The organism is Streptomyces sp. NPDC056734, from assembly GCF_042790455.1.
Classification (GTDB): Bacteria; Actinomycetota; Actinomycetes; order Streptomycetales; family Streptomycetaceae; genus Streptomyces.
This window is the reverse complement of record NZ_JBHTZD010000006.1, coordinates 358,439-377,838: the sequence shown is the minus strand read 5'-3', so window position 1 is coordinate 377,838 and position 19,400 is coordinate 358,439. Positions and strand designations below refer to the sequence as shown.

Annotated in this window: 13 protein-coding genes and 1 pseudogene; 5 read left to right on the top strand and 9 right to left on the bottom strand. The window is 72.4% G+C overall.

Going from position 1 to position 19,400, the window contains the following annotated elements; genetic code table 11:
* The first annotated feature begins 1 nt into the window (after position 1).
* The gene (locus tag ACFRFC_RS12005) at positions 2–2,530 is read left to right on the top strand and encodes a DEAD/DEAH box helicase (protein ID WP_382680936.1); all 2,529 of its coding nucleotides are present in this window, start codon (positions 2–4) and stop codon (positions 2,528–2,530) included.
* Between the two features lie 93 nt (positions 2,531–2,623).
* Here ACFRFC_RS12005 and ACFRFC_RS12000 read toward each other — a convergent pair whose 3' ends face one another.
* The 7 genes and pseudogenes from ACFRFC_RS12000 to ssd all read right to left on the bottom strand — a co-directional run bounded on the left by ACFRFC_RS12000 (position 2,624) and on the right by ssd (position 8,105).
* Positions 2,624–3,007, bottom strand: a complete 384-nt coding sequence (locus ACFRFC_RS12000) for an Rv3654c family TadE-like protein (RefSeq protein ID WP_382680935.1) — start codon at positions 3,005–3,007, stop codon at positions 2,624–2,626.
* 125 nt (positions 3,008–3,132) lie between these two features.
* A pseudogene (locus ACFRFC_RS11995) lies at positions 3,133–3,504 on the bottom strand (TadE family type IV pilus minor pilin); the annotation flags it as partial.
* Positions 3,491–3,709 (bottom strand): DUF4244 domain-containing protein, encoded by a 219-nt coding sequence (locus ACFRFC_RS11990; protein WP_382680934.1) that lies wholly within the window; start codon positions 3,707–3,709, stop codon positions 3,491–3,493. The pseudogene ACFRFC_RS11995 and the gene ACFRFC_RS11990, both read right to left, overlap by 14 nt.
* 268 nt (positions 3,710–3,977) lie before the next feature.
* Entirely contained in the window at positions 3,978–4,781 is an 804-nt protein-coding gene (locus ACFRFC_RS11985; RefSeq protein WP_382680933.1) for a type II secretion system F family protein, read from the bottom strand.
* Positions 4,778–5,644 carry a type II secretion system F family protein gene (locus tag ACFRFC_RS11980; RefSeq protein ID WP_382680932.1) on the bottom strand — a complete coding sequence of 289 codons (867 nt, stop codon included), beginning with the start codon at positions 5,642–5,644 and terminating at the stop codon, positions 4,778–4,780. Before ACFRFC_RS11980 ends, ACFRFC_RS11985 begins: the two co-directional genes overlap by 4 nt.
* A gap of 182 nt (positions 5,645–5,826) precedes the next feature.
* Positions 5,827–7,005, bottom strand: coding sequence for a TadA family conjugal transfer-associated ATPase (locus tag ACFRFC_RS11975; RefSeq protein ID WP_382680931.1), 1,179 nt, complete (start codon positions 7,003–7,005; stop codon positions 5,827–5,829).
* Positions 7,002–8,105: a septum site-determining protein Ssd gene (gene ssd, locus ACFRFC_RS11970; protein WP_382680930.1), complete on the bottom strand. Its 1,104-nt coding sequence runs from the start codon at positions 8,103–8,105 to the stop codon at positions 7,002–7,004. The genes ACFRFC_RS11975 and ssd overlap by 4 nt, the downstream gene beginning before the upstream one ends.
* Positions 8,106–8,704: 599 nt before the next feature.
* On the opposite strand from ssd, the gene ACFRFC_RS11965 reads away from it, so the two are divergent.
* Entirely contained in the window at positions 8,705–9,550 is an 846-nt protein-coding gene (locus ACFRFC_RS11965) for an HAD family hydrolase (protein WP_382680929.1), read from the top strand.
* A gap of 517 nt (positions 9,551–10,067) precedes the next feature.
* Here ACFRFC_RS11965 and ACFRFC_RS11960 read toward each other — a convergent pair.
* The gene (locus tag ACFRFC_RS11960) at positions 10,068–10,892 is read right to left on the bottom strand and encodes an oxidoreductase (RefSeq protein ID WP_382680928.1); all 825 of its coding nucleotides are present in this window, start codon (positions 10,890–10,892) and stop codon (positions 10,068–10,070) included.
* Positions 10,893–10,993: 101 nt separating this feature from the next.
* Between ACFRFC_RS11960 and ACFRFC_RS11955 the strand changes: the two genes are divergently transcribed.
* Entirely contained in the window at positions 10,994–11,974 is a 981-nt protein-coding gene (locus tag ACFRFC_RS11955; RefSeq protein WP_382680927.1) for an ATP-binding protein, read from the top strand.
* A 120-nt stretch (positions 11,975–12,094) separates the two neighbouring features.
* On the opposite strand, the gene ACFRFC_RS11950 is transcribed toward ACFRFC_RS11955, so the two are convergent.
* Positions 12,095–13,366 carry a hypothetical protein gene (locus ACFRFC_RS11950; protein ID WP_382680926.1) on the bottom strand — a complete coding sequence of 424 codons (1,272 nt, stop codon included), beginning with the start codon at positions 13,364–13,366 and terminating at the stop codon, positions 12,095–12,097.
* Between the two features lie 302 nt (positions 13,367–13,668).
* Here ACFRFC_RS11950 and ACFRFC_RS11945 point away from each other — a divergent pair, with 302 nt between their 5' ends.
* On the top strand, positions 13,669–16,824 hold the full coding sequence (locus ACFRFC_RS11945) for a SulP family inorganic anion transporter (protein ID WP_382680925.1): 3,156 nt from the start codon (positions 13,669–13,671) through the stop codon (positions 16,822–16,824).
* 458 nt (positions 16,825–17,282) lie between these two features.
* Positions 17,283–19,238 (top strand): acetate--CoA ligase, encoded by a 1,956-nt coding sequence (gene acs, locus ACFRFC_RS11940; protein ID WP_382680924.1) that lies wholly within the window; start codon positions 17,283–17,285, stop codon positions 19,236–19,238.
* Positions 19,239–19,400 lie beyond the last annotated feature (162 nt).

Genomic DNA, 19,400 nt, shown 5'->3' with positions numbered 1-19,400 from the left:
GATGGCATTCAATCACTTACCGGCAGGCGTGCACGACGCCTTGGCTCCATTGTCCGTCACTCCAATGACACACTCGGTGCCGATGGCCAAGAATCACCGTTTCGATCGACTCCCGACGGACTCCGCGCCCCGCCCCGCCCCGGGCGCGGTGCTGGACCGGCTCGCCTCGGGCCCGAACCGGGCTTCGCGCATCACTCATACGGAGCACTTGCCCCCGCGCGCGGGCCGCCATGCCGTCTGGCCGGACCGGATCCGTCCCGAAGTGATCGCCGCCGTGCGGGCAGCGGGCATCGAACACCCCTGGGCCCACCAGGCAACGGCCGCCGAGCACGCCCTGGACGGCGACTCGGTGGTCGTCGCCACCGGCACCGCCTCCGGCAAGTCCCTGGCCTATCTCGTCCCCGTGCTCTCCACCCTCCTGGACGGCTCCGAGGCCCCGAACGGCCGTGGCGCCACCGCCCTCTACCTCGCCCCCACCAAGGCCCTGGCAGCCGACCAGTGCCGTTCCGTGAAAGATCTCTCACGCCCCCTGGGCACTGCTGTTCGACCCGCTGTCTACGACGGCGACACGCCGTTCGAGGAACGCGAATGGATCCGCCAGTACGGTACGTACGTCCTGACCAACCCGGACATGCTGCACCGCGGCATCCTGCCCTCCCACCCCCGCTGGTCCGCCTTCCTGAAGGCGCTCAAGTACGTCGTCATCGACGAGTGCCACACCTACCGCGGCGTCTTCGGCTCGCACGTCGCCCAGGTGCTGCGCCGGCTGCGCCGCCTGTGCGCGCGTTACGGCTCGTCCCCGGTCTTCCTGCTGGCCTCCGCGACGGCCGCCGAGCCCGCCGTCGCCGCCCGGCGCCTGACCGGGCTGCCCGTGGTCGAGGTCGCCGACGACGCCTCCCCACGCGGCGAACTGGTCTTCGCCCTGTGGGAGCCGCCGCTGACCGACCTGGAGGGCGAGCGGGGCGCCCCGGTCCGCCGTACGGCCACCGCCGAGACCGCCGACCTGCTCACCGACCTCGCACTCCAGGGTGTGCGCTCGGTCGCCTTCGTCCGCTCCCGGCGCGGCGCCGAGCTGATCTCGGTCATCGCCCAGGAACGCCTCGCGGAGATCGACCGCTCCCTGTCCCGGCGTGTCGCGGCCTACCGGGGCGGTTATCTCCCCGAGGAGCGCCGCGCCCTGGAACAGGCCCTGCACTCCGGCGAACTCCTCGGCCTCGCCGCCACCACCGCCCTCGAACTGGGCATCGACGTCTCCGGCCTGGACGCCGTCGTCATCGCCGGTTACCCGGGCACCCGTGCCTCCCTGTGGCAGCAGGCCGGCCGCGCGGGCCGCGCCGGGCAGGGCGCCCTCGCCGTCCTGGTCGCCCGCGACGACCCGCTCGACACCTTCCTGGTCCACCACCCCGAAGCCCTGTTCGACCAGCCCGTCGAGTCCACCGTCCTCGACCCCGACAACCCCTACGTCCTCGCCCCGCACCTGTGCGCGGCGGCGGCGGAGCTGCCCCTGACCGACGACGACCTCGGCCTCTTCGGCCCCGGCTGCGCGGAGCTGCTGCCGCAGCTGGAGGCCGCGAAGCTGCTGCGCCGCCGGGCCACCGCCTGGCACTGGACCCGCCGGGAGCGGGCCACCGACCTCACCGACATCCGCGGCGGGGGTGGCACCCCCGTACAGATCGTCGAGTCCGGTACGGGGCGGCTGCTCGGCACGGTCGACGCGGGCGCCGCCCACACCACCGTCCACGAGGGCGCGGTCCATCTCCACCAGGGCCGCACCTACCTGGTCCGCTCCCTCGACCTGGACGACAGCGTCGCCCTGGTCGACCGGGCGAGCCCCCCGTACTCCACGGTCGCCCGCGACACCACCTCCATCTCCGTCCTGGACACCGACACCGAGATCCCCTGGGGCGCGGGCCGGCTGTGCTTCGGCTCGGTCGAGGTCACCAACCAGGTCGTCTCCTTCCTGCGCCGCCGTCTGATCACCGGCGAGGTGCTCGGCGAGACCAAGCTCGACCTCCCGCCGCGCACCCTGCGCACGCGCGCGGTGTGGTGGACCGTCACCGAGGACCAGCTCGACGCCGCCCGCATCAACCCGGAGATCCTGGGCGGCGCCCTGCACGCCGCCGAACACGCCTCCATCGGCATGCTGCCGCTCTTCGCCACCTGCGACCGCTGGGACATCGGCGGCGTGTCGGTCCCCCTGCACCCCGACACGCTCCTGCCGACGGTCTTCGTCTACGACGGGCACCCGGGCGGCGCCGGATTCGCCGAGCGCGCCTTCCACACTGCCCACGCCTGGCTCACCGCCACCCGCGAGGCCATCGCCTCCTGCGAGTGCGACGCCGGCTGCCCGTCCTGCATCCAGTCCCCCAAGTGCGGCAACGGCAACGATCCACTGCACAAGAGGGGTGCGGTACGGCTCCTCACCGAGCTGCTGCGCGAGGCACCACCGGGGCCGCCGGAGGCCCTGGCGGAGCCTTCTCACGGAGCTGCCGCGGAAGGCGCCCGCCGCACCGGAGGCGCCGCCGTCTGAGGCAGGGACGGCCCAGGCGGGCTCCGAGGCCACCCCCTGGCCCCGCTCAGGGCACGGTCAGGGCCGCGCTCAGGGCCACGGTCACGGATACGGTCACGGATACGGACCCGGCGGCCCCGCCCGCGCCCTCACCTCCGCCTCGAACGGCCCCCGCCCCGAGGCGGCCGTCACATCCGAGATCTCCCCCACGACGGCACACCGCACCAGCCGGACCCCGTGCGCCCGCGCGACCTCCCCCGCCCGTGCACAGGCCGCCGCGCCCCCCTCGGCCCAGTGATCGGCCGCCGCCAGCGCCGCCAGATCCGCTCCGCCCGCCGCGCGATGCCGGACCACGACAGCCTGTCCGAGGACGAGCACCGTCCCGAAGACGGCACAGAGCACCACGATCACGGCAAGGCTCACGACGGTGGCCGAGCCACGGTCCCCTCCCCGGCCCTCCCTGGCCGCCCACCACGCCCGGAACCGGCAGCCCCTCATGGCCCGGCCTCCACGGTCCCCGAAGCGGCGCCCTTGGGCCCGGCCGCGCCCTCCACGGACGCCACAGCCTCCTCCGTGGACGCCACAGCCTCCTCCGTAGACGCCACAGCCTCCTCCGTGGACGCCACGGCCCCCTCCACCAACGCCACAGCCTCCTCCCGTACGTCGAAGGCGAACCGCCCCAGCACCCAGGGCCGCGCCACGACCAGCACCCGCACGCGGTCCCCCTCCCGAGCGAGGGTGACCTCCGCGCCACGCGGGGCGGCGGCGCGGGTCAGCTCGACGACCGCCCCGTCCGGATCCTGCCGGGCCGCCGCGCGGGCACCCGTCCTGGCCGCGTCCACGCACTGGATCTGCGCGGCGACGACGAAAAGCGCCCACACCAGCGCCATCGAGAACATCACCAGCACCGGCAGCACCACGGACGCCTCCACCGTCGCGGAGCCCCGGTCGGACCTCCACACCCCACCCGCGCGCAGCCGCTCACCCGCTCGCATCGAGGGCCCTCTCCACGATGGCCTGCAACTCCGCGGCGACCGTCCCGCTGGTCAGCACCCGGTAGAGCACGACGGCGAACCCGGCCGCCGTCACCAGGCCGAGCGCATACTCCGAGGTGACCATTCCGGCGTCACCCCGCACCCGTCGCATCCTCCGCACCCGACACACCAGGACGCGCAGCCGCGCCCGTACCAGTCCGTACATCTCAACCCCCGTAGGTCCTTGCCGACTTGTCAGTCACACGTCAGTCACATGCCGGTCGCTCGCCATCGCCGCTCGGCACTCACTGAGCGCCGTTGATCGCAGGCCGTTAGTCGTTGGCCGTTCCGCCGTAGATCGCTGGCGGCCAGCCGCCAACTGTCGGCCGTCGTCCCTTTGGGCATCGGCCGTCAGCCGTCAGCTCGCCGGTCATCGACCGTTGGCCCTCGCCCACGCCTCACCTTGCAGCCACCCCCACGCCCCCTCCCCCGTGTCACCCACCACCCCCTCCCAGCACCTCGTCCGCCAGCCCGATCACCACCGGCAGCACCCCCACCGCGATGAACGCGGGCAGAAAGCACAGCCCCACCGGCGCGCTGACCAGCACGGTCGCCCTCCTGACCCGGGCCGTCGCCTCCCGGGTCCACTCCGCGCGGGCGTCCGCCGCGAGCCGCGCGACCGGCGCTGCGGCGGGGAGCCCGGACACATCGGCCCGTTCCAGCAGCCGCGCGAGCCCCTCCGCGCCCGGCAGCGCGGCCAACGCCCGCCACGCCCCCGCCGGTTCACCGCCGAGCCGGACCTCCGCCGCGCCCCGGGCCAGCGCACCGCCCATCGGCCCGCCGAGCGCCTCGCCCACCGCCTGGGCGGCGATCACCGGACCGGCGCCGGCCGCGATGCAGGCGGCCAGCAGATCGGCGGCGAGCGGCAGTTGCCGCCCGGCCTCGGTCGCGTCGGTCTCCGCCTCCGCCCGACCCGCCCGCTCGGCCAGTTGCCGCCGACGCCACCACCACAGGCCGACGGCCCCGGCGCCCCCGGCCACCAGCCCCGCGACCCCGCCGATCAGCACCCACCCGGCGCCCACCACGCCGCCCCAAGGCGCCCAGCGCCGCACCACCGTCCCGACGGCCCCCACCGTGACCCGTGGGCCCGGCAACGCGGCGTCCAGCGCCAGTAGTTCGGCCACCCGGCGGCGTACTCTCCGCTCCCGTCGGGCGGTCTCCAGGCGCCGCGCCGCCCAGGCGAGCGCCAGCGCCGCCCCTACGGCCATCCCCAGCCTGTGGACAACCTCCCCGCTCACAGCGCCTCCGCCCGCCGTACGATCCGCAGGGCCCACCACAGGCCCACGCCCTCCAGCAGCACGCCGACGGCCAGACAGGCGAGGCCGGGGCCCGTGTGCAGCAGGACGTAGAGCGGGTCCGCGCCGAGAGCGGTGCCGAGCAGCAGGCCCGCCGCCGGCAGCCCGGCCAGCAACAGCGCCGTGGCACGGGCCCCGGCCAGCTGGGCGCGCAGGTCGGCCCGCCGGTCCCGTTGGGCGCGCAGCGCGGCGTCCAGCCGGTCGAGCCCGGCCGCGAGCCCCGCGCCCTGGTCCACCGCCACCTGCCAGCACGCGGCCAGCCCCAGCAGTCCCTCGGCGCCGGGCTCGCGCGCCGCACCGGCCAGGGCGCCCGGTACGTCCCCGCCGAACCGGGCCGCCGCCAGCACCGCCGCCTGTGCCTCACCGAGCCCGCCGGAGTCCCGCGCGGTCCGTAGCAACGCCTCGCCGGGCTGCCGCCCCGCCCGCACCTCCCCGGCCAGTTCCCCGCACAAGGCGATGACCGCGTCTCCCCGGCGCTCCCGGTCCCGCCGCGCCTCCCGCGCGAGCCGCGCCCGCCGCACCAGGGGCACCCCGGCCGCCCCCGCGACGACCGGCAGCACGGAACCCCCAAGGACCCCCAGCACCAGCCCGACGGCCGGCGACCACCACTCGGCCCCCACTCGCCCGCGCCATCCCGCCAGCCACTCCCTCACCCGTGGCCACAGCGGTGGCCCCTGCCCCACACCACCCCCACCGGCGAGCAGCAACTGCGCCCGCCGCGCCCCGGAATGCCCACCACCCGTCAGCCAGACCGCGACCCCGACACACCCCAGAGCCACCCCCACCCAGACCTCGACCTGCTCCATCCCACTCACTCCCACGTCCATCACGCCCCTCACTCACGCAACTTCTCCATCACGAACATCGCGGATACCGCGGCTATCACGAACATCACCGACACTGAAGGCATCACGGGCAACTCAGGCATCACGGGCGACGCAGGCACCACCGCAGGCAGGCCCAACAGCCGTCACAAGACCAAGGCACGTCACACTCGCCCCTCCGACTCCCCCCGCAACAACTCCTCCAGCCGCCCCCACCCCCGCTCCCGCACGAACGCCCCCGGGCCCCATCGCAGCGCGGGCACCGTCCGGACCAGGCCCGTCGGGTCCGCCGGGTCCCGCTCCAGGACCCCGACCTCGGCGATACGCCGCCGTCCGTCCCGGTCACGGACCAGGTGCAGTACGACGGAGAGCGCCGCCGCCAGTTGGCTGTGCAGGGCCGCGCGGTCGAGCCCCGCCGCCGTGCCGAGGGCCTCCAGCCGGGCGGGGACATCGGCGGCGGCGTTGGCATGGACGGTCCCGCAGCCCTCGTGGCCGGTGTTGAGCGCGGCCAGCAGATGCACCACCTCGGGGCCGCGCACCTCGCCGACGACGAGCCGGTCGGGCCGCATCCGCAGTGCCTGGCGGACCAGATCCTCCAGCGTGACCAGTCCGGCGCCCTCCTGGTTGGCGGGTCTGCCCTCCAGCCGTACGACATGGGGGTGGTCGGGGCGCAGTTCCGCCGAGTCCTCGGCCAGCACGATCCGCTCGCCGGGTCCGACGAGGCCGAGCAGGGCGCTGAGCAGGGTGGTCTTGCCGCTGCCGGTGCCGCCGCTGATCAGGAAGGACAGCCTGGCCCGCAGCAGCGCGCGCAGGATCCGGTCGCCGCCGGGCGGGACCGTGCCGGCCGTCACCAGCTCGCCGAGGGTGAACGCGCGCGGGCGCACGACCCGCAGGGACAGACACGTACAGCCGACGGCCACCGGGGGCAGTACCGCGTGCAGCCGGGTGCCGTCGGGCAGGCGGGCGTCGACCCAGGGCCGGGCGTCGTCCAGGCGCCGCCCGGCGACCGCGGCCAGCCGCTGCGCGAGGCGCCGTACCGCCGCCGGGTCGGGGAAGGACACGGGCGTCAGCTCCAGACCGCCGCCGCGGTCCACCCAGACCCGGTCCGGCGCCGACACCAGGACGTCCGTCACCGAGGGGTCGGCGAGCAGCGGTTCCAGTGGGCCGCTGCCGATCAGCTCGGAGCGCAACTGCCGGGCCGCGCCGAGCACTTCGGCGTCGCCGAGCATCCGTCCCTGCTCGCGCAGGGCCTGCGCCACGCGCGCGGGCGTGGGTTCCGCGCCGCTCTCGGCGAGCCACTGCCGCACGCCGTCCAGCAGGGCGGGCCCCGGTCCCGTGCTCATGCCGCGCTCGCCTCGATCAGGGCGCGCTCCCAGAACCCCTTGCAGAAGCGGGCCAGCGGTCCGCGTCCGCCCGCCGCGGGCGGCGTCCTGCTCCCGTCGGGCCGTAGCAGTTGGGCTTCCACGGGCAGTTCCCCGGCGAGCGGCAGTCCGAGCAGCCGGGCCACCTCCCGGTCGTCGAGTCCGGGCGCGTACGGGCCACGGGCGGCGACCCGCAGGTCCCGGAGCATCATTCCCACGGCGGACGCCATTCGCGCGGCGGCGGCGACCGCGCGGAGTTCGCCGGGGACGACGAGCAGGCCGATGTCGACCTGGGCGAGGACCTCGGTGACTCCGGGGTCGATCCGCCGGGGCAGGTCGACGACGACGGTGCCGCCCCGGCGCCGGGCCGCGGCGAGCACCGCGCGGACGGCCTGCGGCGGGACGGCGACGCGGTCGCCGCGGTCCCAGCTGAGCACGCGCAGCGCGTGCAACTCGGGCAGGGACTCCTCCAGCGCGCCGGCCCCGAGCCGTCCGCGCGAGGCGGCGAACGCGGGCCAGCGCAGGCCCTCTGCGGTCTCGCCGCCGAGCAGGACGTCGAGTCCGCCGCCCAGCGGATCGGCGTCCACCAGGAGGGTGCGCAGCCCCTCGTGCGCGGAGGTGACGGCGAGGGCGCAGGCCAGGGTGGACGCGCCGGCCCCGCCCCGGCCGCCCATCACCCCGACGGTCAGGGCGGGCCTTCCGACGCCCTCGACGACGTCGGCGATCCGGTCGATGAGCCACTGCTCGCCGTCGGGCAGCACCAGGACATGGTCGGCGCCGATCCGGACGGCCCGCTCCCACACCCCGGGGTCGTCCTGGTCGCGCCCGACGAGGACGACGCCCCGTCGCCGGGGGGCGCCGCGCACCCGTGCGGCGGCGTCGTCGCCGACCAGGATCAGCGGCGCCGCCTCCCAGCCGTCCCTGCGCTGCGGCACGCCGTGGTGGACCTCGGGTGTGGCCCCGGCCGCGGCGCACAGGCGCAGCAGGTCGTCCAGGAGTTCGGCGTCCTCGGTGAGGATGAGTGGTCCGGCCCGGCGCCCCGGGCCGGGAGGCGGTGGATCGTGGGTGACGGTGGTGGACATGGGTGGGACTCCCCCTTCGCTGCTCGACTCGCGCGGCTCCTGAGGCGCCGCGATTCCCCGTGTGTGAAGAACCGGGGAACCGGGGCCTCCATTTGCGTGGCCGAAGGAAACCGGCCAAACGCGTCCGAGAAACGGATCCGATGGATGCGAACTCGCACCGATCCCGGCGCGTTGGAATGAGCGTGCAGCGATCCGGAAAATGATGTGGATCTTGGTCGAAAACTGTGGACAACTCGATGGTTGTGAATATCGCCGTCACCCATACCAGTGACCCCGTGCCACATCTCGTGGCGACTTCCACAGCGCAGCCTACGCGCTACACACAGTGACGGATCATGGACATGCAAAAGGGGCGGCCTCAGCCGCCCCGACACGGCACCCCGGCCGCGAGAAGAAAGGAAGGAGACGCGAAACGCCGTCTGGACATGCGACGACCCCCGCCGGGGGGGAGAGCGGGGGTCGTCCCCACGGCCGACTCGGGGGGGGAGGAGCCGGACCGGGTTAGCACGGTCGCGAACGATCCGTGACTTCCATGGTGTACCCGAGAGCCTTCTCAGGCAAACCCACGCGCCTCACCTTACGCCGAATGGGCTGCCCCTATGCTCAAGGGCGTGGAAAACCACTCCTTGCCCCGCACAGCGGCCTTCTTTGACCTGGACAAGACGGTCATTGCGAAGTCGAGCACACTCTCCTTCAGCAAGTCGTTCTACCAAGGCGGACTGATCAACCGCCGGGCCGTCTTGCGCACCGCATATGCCCAGTTCGTGCTGCTCGTCGGCGGCATGGACCACGACCAGATGGAACGCACCCGCGCCTACCTCTCCCAGTTGGTCCGCGGCTGGGACGTCCGGCAGGTCAGGGAGATCGTCGCCGAGACCCTGCACGACATCATCGACCCGCTGATCTACGACGAGGCCGCCTCCCTCATCGAGGACCATCACATCGCCGGCCGCGATGTGGTGATCGTGTCCACGTCGGGCGCGGAGGTGGTCGAGCCGATCGGCGAACTGCTCGGCGCGGACCGCGTGGTGGCCACCCGGATGGTGATCGGCGGCGACGGCCGCTTCACCGGCGAGGTCGAGTACTACGCCTACGGCCCCACCAAGGCCGAGGCGATCCGGCAGCTCGCCGCGTCCGAGGGCTACGACCTCTCCCGCTGCTTCGCCTACAGCGACTCGGCGACCGATCTGCCGATGCTGGAGGCGGTCGGTCACCCACATGCCGTGAATCCCGACCGCGCGCTGCGCCGCGAGGCCGTCGCGCGCGAGTGGCCGATTCTCGATTTCCACCGCCCGGTCCGCCTCAAGCAGCGGCTGCCCTCGTTCTCCGTACCGCCGCGCCCCGCCCTGGTGGCCGCGGCTGCCATAGGCGCCGCCGCGGCCACCGCCGGCCTGGTCTGGTACGCCAGCCGCCGCCGCGCGGCGGCCCCCCGATCCGTGGCCTGACCTGCCCTTTTCTCACCCGGCCAGCCATGCACCGGTCAAACAACCGCCCAGCACCGCCCCTGCGTCGGACATGCGCCGACCATGCACACACCATTACCGTCCCTTTGAACCTTTTTGAACCTAAAAGTAAAGAACCACGGCCAGCTCTTCCGCTCGCTGCGGCGCCGGAGTAGAAAGGACTCAACGGCCCGCGAGACCAAGGACATATCCGAGAGGATCGCCTTAATAACGCATTTGGCCCACGGACCGCGCAGGAGCACAGGGCACCCACGCGACGTCGACCCGTCGATTACGGGCCAGCCGCACCAGGTGACGGGCGAAGTACCCGACCTGATGGGCAATACATCGAGGACGCTTGGTAACCAGGTGCGAATGCCAGCGGCGGTACGAGACCTCGTACCGCCGCAACCCTGTACGGCACCCCCGATCGGCCTCCCGCGCGGAGGCCGATCTCATGGGCAGGGCCGTACCGCTTGCATAGGCGGGGTTTTTCCGCCCTCGTCCATAGGACTGCTTTTCACGCCGCCCCACGCTGCAACGCCTCGCACACCGCCGTCGACTCCCGTGCGCCCAGTTCGACCGCCCGCGCGCAGTGTGCGATCCAGGCCGCCATCCCTTCCGCCGTGCCGGACACATAGCCGTCGAGCGCGGCGAGATACGCCGTACGGCCCAACTCCGCGTGCCCGACCTCGGCGGGGCACACCGACTTCGGGTCCAGGCCGCTGCCGACCAGCACGATCCGCTCGGCGGCCCGCGCGATCAGCCCGTTGTACGAGGCGAAGGGCCGCAGGGCCAGCAGCTCACCATGGACGACGGCGGCGGTGACCGGCGCCGGGGCCGACCCGCCCGCGATGACCAGCTCGCTCAGCCCCTCCAGCCGCGCGGAGACCTCGTCGGCACCGGGCAGCGCCAGCTCGACCAGCGGCTCGTCGACGGACTCACCCACCAGGCGCGGGCGCCCCACCTCGTCGCCCTCGGTCGCGGCCGCGACCAGGTGCAGCCGGGCCAGTACCCGCAGCGGTGACTGACGCCAGATGGACAGCAGTTGCCCCGCCTCCGCGGTCAGCCGCAGCGCGGCGCCCATCACCCGCGCCTGACCGTCCACACCGAAATCGCTGCGCCGACGCACCTCTTCGAGCGCCCAGTCGGCACCCGAGAGCGCGGCCGAGCCCCGCGCCCCGCGCAGCGCGGCCTCGGAGGTGATCTCGTTGCTGCGCCGCCGCATCACCCGGTGCCGGTACACCCGGTCCACGGCCTTGCGTACGGACTCGACGGAGTCGGCCACGCCGGGCAGCGAGCCCAGGGCGGCGAGCGGGTCGCCGGTCGCACCAGTCGTACTCATGGGTACGACCCTACGCACCAGGGGCGCGCACCCCACGAAGGAGTGGTCTTCTTCACGTCCCCGGTCCCCGCACCCGCCGGGCACCACTACGCTTACTGAACATGAAAATTGCTTTCGTCGGGAAGGGCGGCAGTGGCAAGACCACCCTGTCGTCCCTGTTCATCCGTCATCTGGCCGCCACCGGCGCCCCTGTGGTCGCCGTCGACGCCGACATCAACCAGCACCTGGGCGCCGCTCTCGGCCTGGACGACGACCAGGCCGCCGCGCTGCCGGCCATGGGCGACCGGCTGCCGCTGATCAAGGACTACCTGCGCGGCAGCAACCCCCGCATCGGCTCCGCCCAGACCATGATCAAGACGACCCCGCCCGGTGAGGGCTCGCGGCTGCTGCGGCTGCGCGAGAACAACCCGGTCTACGACGCCTGTGCCCGGCAGGTGGAACTCGACGGCGGGGCCGTCCGTTTGATGGTCACGGGCCCCTTCACGGAAGCGGATCTGGGGGTCGCGTGCTACCACTCCAAGACGGGAGCGGTGGAGCTGTGCCTGAACCACCTGATCGACGGACGTGACGAGTACGTCGTGGTCGACATGACAGCGGGCTCGGACTCCTTCGCCTCCGGCATGTTCACCCGCTTCGACATCACGTTCCTCGTCGCCGAGCCGACCCGGAAGGGGGTCTCCGTCTATCGCCAGTACAAGGAGTACGCCCGCGACTTCGGCGTCACCCTGAAGGTCGTCGGCAACAAGGTGCAGGGTCAGGACGACCTCGACTTCCTCCGCGCCGAGGTCGGGGACGACCTGCTCGTCACGGTGGGGCACTCGGACTGGGTGCGCTCCATGGAGAAGGGCCACCCGCCCCGGTTCGAACTCCTGGAGGACCCCAACCGCCACGCCCTGGAGCGGCTGCGGACGGCCACCGACGCGACGTACGCGCTGCGCGACTGGGGGAACTACACCCGCCAGATGGTCCACTTCCATCTGAAGAACGCCCAGTCGTGGGGCAACGAACGCACCGGAGCCGACCTGGCGTCCCAGGTCGACCCCGGCTTCGTACTCGGCGAGAGCGTCGTCGCCACGGCCTGACACCGGACTCCGGCGGGACGACCAGCCTGGGGCGTTCCGCGACCGCGGTACACGGTCGCGGGGCGCCGGTGGACGGACGGGAAGGCCCGGCCCCCGGACTGCCCCTGGCCGTGAGGTGGGCTATGTGCGGTCCGCCGGCGCCCCCGGGACACCCTTGGGCGCCGGAGCCGGACCGGCCGAGAGGAAGGGCTCCCAGCCCTTGTCGGGGGCCTGGCCCACCTTCAGGGTGCGCAGTTTGGCGAGGGTCTTGGGGTCCTGGGCGTCGAGCCAGTCGGCGAGCTGACGGAACGACACGCAGCGCACCTCCGGCTTCGTGCACACCGCCTCGACGGTCTCCTCGATGGCCCGCATGTAGGTGCCGCCGTTCCAGGACTCGAAGTGGTTGCCGATGATGAGCGGCGCGCGGTTGCCGTTGTAGGCCCGCTCGAAGCCCTGGATCAGGCCGTCACGCATCTGGTCGCCCCAGTACTCGTACTGGGACGGGTCGCCCTGGGTGGTGGTGCCGGACTGGTTGACCATGAAGTTGTAGTCCATGGTGAGCTGCTCGTAGGTGTGTCCGGGGAAGGGGACGAGCTGCATGGACAGGTCCCACAGGCCCTCCTTCCTGCCGGGCCAGACCTGGTTGTTGACGCCGCTGGTGTCGTAGCGGAAGCCCAGCTCCGCGGCGGCCTTCGTGAAGTTCTTCTGGCCCTCCAGGCAGGGCGTGCGCGCGCCGATCAGCTCCCTGTCGTAGTCGAAGGGCAGCGGCGCGGCCTCGCGCAGCCCGGTGTTGGTCTTCCAGGACTTCACGAACTGCTTGGCCTGGGCGATCTCGTCCTTCCACTCCTCGACCGACCACTCGCCCACGCCGCCGCCCTCGCCGCAGAAGTGGCCGTTGAAGTGGGTGCCGATCTCATTGCCCTCAAGCCAGGCGCCACGCAACTGCTCGACAGTGTCGGCGATGCCTTCCGTGTCGTTGAAGCCGATGTCGGAGCGGCCCGGGGAGTGCTGCGGGGGCCGGTAGAGGTCGCGCTTTTCCTCCGGCAGCAGGTACACGCCGCTGAGGAAGTAGGTCATCGTGGCGTTGTTCTTCCGGGAGACCTCACGAAAGTGCGAGAAGAGCTGCTGGCTGTCCTCGCCGGCGCCGTCCCAGGAGAACACCACGAACTGCGGCGGCTTCTGGCCGGGCCCCAGGCGTTCGGGGCGGGACAGGTGCGGCTGGGCACCGGTGAACGCGGTGGAACCGTCGCCGATGAGCCGGACCGCGCTCTTGGGCGCCGGGGCGGGCTGGGCCTTGTGCGCTCCGGCCGCCCCCTCCCCGGCACCGGTGGAGCCGATGCCGCAGCCGGCGAGCGACGCGGCACAGACCGCGGCGACCACGGCGCCCGCGGCGATCCTCTGGGTGGCGGCCATGTCCGCCCACCTTCTTCCTTCTCTCGGGCCAACGCTGATGAGGGCGCCGTCAAGCTCGCATGGAACCGAGAAGGAATTAGTACGACAAGCCGACTGAATTATTGATTAGCTCATATAGGTGATGCGTTAGCCCATTTACCCCTTAAGTCCATGCTTGACCTTTACTCTGGATTACGATCCGTTTACCGAGCGTTGATTTCATCCCGCCGCTGCAAAGCCGTGCCTCACGGCCGCGACCCGACCCCCGCCCGAGCGGGGACCCCCTGTTCCGCGACCGCGCCGCCCCGGAGGAGACGGGACCGATGTCAGCCTTCCGTACACTTCCCCAGGCCCTGGAGACCGCACGGGTCAAGGGCACCCGCCTCGTCGACACCCACCGCTCGCGGCCGGTCCCGTCGCACAGCCCGCCCCCCGCCAAGGGCCGCCGCTTCCGCATCGCCGGCGCCGATGTGTCGGCCTCCCTGGCGGTGTTCCTGATCGCCCTGCCGCTGTCCCTGGGCATCGCCCTCGCCACCGGCGCCCCGCTCCAGGCCGGTCTGGTCGCCGCCGCCGTGGGCGGCCTGGTCGCCGGCCGGCTCGGCGGCTCCGCGCTCCAGGTCAGCGGCCCCGCCGCCGGGCTGACGGTGGTCACCGCCGAGCTGATCCACCGCTACGGATGGCGGACGACGTGCGCCATCACCGTCCTCGCCGGACTCGCCCAACTGGGCCTCGGCTGCCTGCGGGTGGCGCGCTCGGCGCTCGCCGTCAGCCCCGCGATCGTGCACGGCATGCTCGCCGGGATCGGCGTCACCATCGCCGTCGCCCAACTGCACATCGTCCTCGGCGGCACCCCGCAGAGCGCCGTCCTGGACAATCTGGCCGCCCTGCCCGCACAGCTCGCCCACCTGCACCCGGCCGCCGTCTCGATGAGCGCGCTCACCCTCGCCCTGCTGCTGCTCTGGCCCCGCGTCCCCGGTCCCACCGGACGGCTGCTGCGCAGAATCCCGGCCCCGCTCATCGCCGTCGCCGGGGCCACCGCGACGGCCTCGCTCGCCGGGATCGCCCTGCCCAAGGTGGAGCTGCCGTCCTGGCACAGCCACGCGCTGGCCGGGCTGCCCGAGGGCCCGGCGCTCGGTATCGCCACCGCGGTGCTCACCACCACGCTGGTGTGCAGCGTGCAGTCACTGCTCGGCGCGGTCGCCGTGGACAAGCTGGCCGCCGCCCGCCCCGGCCTGGCCGCCAAGGTCGGCCGCTCCAGCCTGGACCGTGAACTGCTCGGCCAGGGCGCCGCCAACATCGCCTCCGGGGCACTCGGCGGACTGCCCGTCGCCGGGGTCGCCGTGCGCAGTTCGGCGAATGTGAACGCGGGTGCCGTCAGCAGGAACTCCACGATGCTGCACGGCGTTCTCGTAGTAGTCGCCGCGCTGCTGATGGTCCCCATGCTGGAGCTGATCCCGCTCGCCTCGCTCGCCGCCCTGGTGATGGCGGTCGGCATCCAGATGGTGTCCCTGAACCACATCCGTACGGTGACCCGACACCGAGAAGTGCTGGTCTACGCGGTCACCACCCTCGGCGTGGTGCTCCTCGGCGTCCTGGAGGGCGTGACCCTGGGGATCGCCGTCGCCGTGGCCGTCGCCCTCAACCGCCTGGCCCGCACCCGCATCACCCACGACGACGCACCGGAAGGAGTCCATCGCATCCATGTCAGAGGCCAGTTGACGTTCCTCGCCGTGCCCCGGCTCAGCCGCGCCCTGCACCAGGTGCCGCACGGGGCCCATGTCGTCGTCGAGTTGGACGGCTCCTTCATGGACCACGCGGCGTTCGAGACCCTCCAGGACTGGCGCAACACCCACACCGCACAGGGCGGCACCGTCGAACTGTCCGGCCGCCGCGGCGGCACCCGCTTCACCGAACCCACCGTCACCCCACGGCTCGACCTGGACCAGCCCTCGTTCACACCGACCTCGTCGGGGGCGGAGTGCGGGGAGTGCGGGGAGGTCGGGGGTACGGGGGGCGCCTCGGGCGGCGGAGGGATCACGGGGGCGGGAGCGGTCATGGGAGCGACAGGGTTCGCCGGCAGGGGAATCGGGGTCGGCCGGGGAGGCGTGGCCGACGCGGTGGGGGTAGGGGGCTTGGCGGGATTCGCGGGGGCCAACGGTTCTGCCGGGGTCGATGGTTCTACGGGGATCTCGGGGGCCAACGGTTCTGCCAGGGCCGACGGTTCTACGGGGATCTCGGGGGCCACGGCGGTTACGGGGGCCGCCAGCCCCACGGGCCCCACAGGCCCCGCGGACGCGCCCATTACCGACTGCCGCTGCCGTCCGTGGACGCCATGGCGCAACCACCAGTGCGAGCCGTCGGAGTCACCGAAGGCACTGGAGGCGTTGGAAGCACTGGAGGCGTTGGAGCCCCCCATGCCGGACGCCCGGCCAGGGCACCCCACACCCAGGCACCCCATCCCCGAACCCGCCCTACCCGACGGCACCCCACCCGACCCCACCGCACCCAACTCCACCATCCCCCAAGCCACCGCACCGACCCTCACCTCCCCAGACCTCACCCCTCCGCACCCGACCAACCCCACCCCGACCACGCCCCCGCCCGGGCTGGGCGGCACCGGAGCGAGGCCGGACGGCACGGGAGCCAGGACAGACGCCACCCCAGCCGGGACCAACGGCACCGGACCCGGGACGGGCACCGGCACCGGGACGGACAAAGGGCCTGGCACCTGGACGAGCCACAGCACCGACGCCAAGACAGGCACCGGCACCGCCACCCGCGCCGTCAACGCCCGCGCGGCGAGCGGGCATCAGCTGGCCCGGGGGATCAGTGCGTTCCAGCGGAACACCGCGCCGCTGGTGCGGAGCGAGCTGGCCCGGTTGGCGCGGGAGGGGCAACGGCCGTCCCAGCTGTTCCTCACCTGCACCGACTCCCGGGTCGTCACCTCGATGATCACGTCCAGTGGTCCGGGTGATCTGTTCGTGGTGCGCAACATGGGCAATCTGGTGCCGCTGCCCGGCGCGGAGAGCGGGGACGACTCGGTGGCGGCGGCGATCGAGTACGGGGTGGATGTGCTGAAGGTGCGGTCGATCACGGTGTGCGGGCACTCGGGGTGCAGTGCGATGCAGGCGCTGTTCCACACCGAGCCCGGCGGGGCGCGGACGCCGTTCAGGCGGTGGCTGCGGCACGGGCTGCCCAGCCTGGAGCGGATGGCCGACGCGGATCGCCCCTGGCCGAGGCTGGCCGGGCGCCGCCCCGTGGACTCGATCGAGCAACTGAGCCTGACCAATGTGGTGCAGCAGCTGGAGCATCTGCGCGCCCACGAGTCGGTGGCCCAGGCCCTGCGCGAGGGGGCGCTGGAGCTGCACGGCATGTACTTCCACGTGGGCGAGGCGCAGGCGTATCTGCTCACCGAGCAGGGCGAGGACCGGGTGTTCGACGACGTACAAGGGGCGGAGGAACTGCCCAGCCGGGCGTGAGGGGCGCGGGGGCCGGCCGGGCGCGGTGCCGTCGTTCCCACGCGACACCCCGCCCGACCCAACGCCCTCACCCCTCACCCCTCACCCGCCTCCCGCCTCCCGCCTCCCGCCTCCCGCACCAGCAACGGCCCCCCTCCCCACCACCGGCACCGGCACCGGCACTCACCCCCACGCCCGCAGCGCCCAGCCCCAGCCCCAGCCCCCAATGGCGTGTGACATGGAAGACACGGCCTGAACCTGGCGAGGATGGTGTCCGTGGGAAGGATGGGAGCCGTGAACTCTTAGTACGACGTGTCCCATGCCGACGGGAAAGGCCGGGAGGGACCGGTTCGGGTGACCCCGGAGCGCCCCCTCCTCACAGGTCTAAACCAATTTCCCGTCGGCCCTTGTCATCGGCCCCCCGCTTCTGGTGAGCTGTGGCCTGGGACACAACGGACACCCTTGGAAAGGGAGATGTCGTGAGCAACGAAAGCCTGGCCAACCTGCTCAAGGAAGAACGCAGGTTCGCACCCCCCGCCGACCTGGCTGCCAACGCCAACGTCACGGCGGAGGCGTATGAGCAGGCCAAGGCTGACAGGCTCGGCTTCTGGGCCGCGCAGGCCCGCCGGCTGACCTGGGCCAAGGAGCCGACCGAGACGCTGGACTGGTCGAACCCGCCGTTCGCCAAATGGTTCAAGGACGGCACGCTCAATGTGGCGTACAACTGTGTGGACCGGCATGTGGAGGCCGGGCTCGGCGAGCGGGTCGCCATCCACTTCGAGGGCGAGCCCGGAGACAGCCGCGCGATCACCTACGCGCAGCTCAAGGACGAGGTGTCCAAGGCCGCGAACGCGCTGCTGGAGCTGGGCGTCGCCAAGGGCGACCGGGTCGCGATCTACATGCCGATGATTCCCGAGACGGCGGTCGCGATGCTCGCGTGCGCCCGGATCGGCGCCGCGCACTCCGTGGTGTTCGGCGGTTTCTCCGCCGACGCGCTGGCGACCCGGATCCAGGACGCCGACGCCAAGGTGGTCATCACCTCCGACGGCGGCTACCGCCGGGGCAAGCCGTCCGCGCTGAAGCCGGCCGTGGACGACGCGGTCGTCAAGGCGGGCAATGTCGAGCATGTGCTCGTCGTGCGCCGCACCGGGCAGGACATCGCCTGGGACGACACGCGGGACACCTGGTGGCACGAGATCGTCGAGCGGCAGCCGGCCGAGCACACGCCCGAGGCGTTCGAGGCCGAGCACCCGCTGTTCATCCTCTACACCTCGGGTACGACGGGTAAGCCCAAGGGCATCCTGCACACCTCCGGCGGCTATCTCACCCAGGCGTCGTACACCCACCACGCGGTGTTCGACCTCAAGCCGGAGACCGACGTCTACTGGTGCACGGCCGACGTCGGCTGGGTCACCGGGCACTCGTACATCGTCTACGGGCCGCTCTCCAACGGCGCCACGCAGGTGATGTACGAAGGCACGCCCGACACGCCGCACCAGGGGCGATTCTGGGAGATCGTGCAGAAGTACGGGGTGACGATCCTGTACACGGCGCCGACGGCGATCCGTACGTTCATGAAGTGGGGCGACGACATCCCCGCGAAGTTCGATCTGAGCAGCCTGCGGGTGCTGGGCTCGGTCGGCGAACCGATCAACCCCGAGGCGTGGATCTGGTACCGCAAGCACATCGGCGGCGACCGCACGCCGATCGTGGACACCTGGTGGCAGACCGAGACCGGCGCGATGATGATCTCCCCGCTGCCGGGCGTCACCGAGACCAAGCCGGGCTCCGCGCAGCGCGCGCTGCCCGGAATCTCCGCGACGGTCGTCGACGACGAGGCGGGCGAGGTGCCGAACGGCGGTGGCGGCTATCTGGTCCTGACCGAGCCGTGGCCGTCGATGCTGCGCACCATCTGGGGCGACGACCAGCGGTTCCTCGACACGTACTGGTCGCGCTTCGAGGGCAAGTACTTCGCCGGTGACGGGGCGAAGAAGGACGACGACGGGGACATCTGGCTGCTCGGCCGGGTCGACGACGTGATGCTGGTGTCCGGCCACAACATCTCCACCACGGAGGTGGAGTCGGCGCTCGTCTCGCACCCCTCGGTCGCCGAGGCGGCGGTCGTCGGCGCGACGGACGAGACGACCGGTCAGGCGATCGTCGCGTTCGTCATCCTGCGCGGCACGGCCTCCGAGGACGAGGGCCTGGTCAGCGACTTGCGCAACCACGTGGGTGCCACGCTCGGCCCGATCGCCAAGCCGAAGCGGATCCTGCCCGTGGCCGAGCTGCCCAAGACCCGCTCCGGCAAGATCATGCGCCGGCTGCTGCGCGATGTGGCCGAGAACCGGCAGATCGGCGATGTCACCACGCTCGCCGACTCCGCGGTCATGAACCTCATCCAGGCCCAGCTCCCGGCGGCGCCGAGCGAGGACTGACCAGCGGCGACCCGCCCGGCAGCGCGAAGGGGCACCCCGTACGGGGTGCCCCTTTCCCGTTTCCGCGCCCCCCACCCCGTACGGTTAAAATAAGAATCGCGTCAACATCGCGACAAGATCGCGGATGCGTGACGTGAAGAACCGCGTGAAGATCGACAAAAG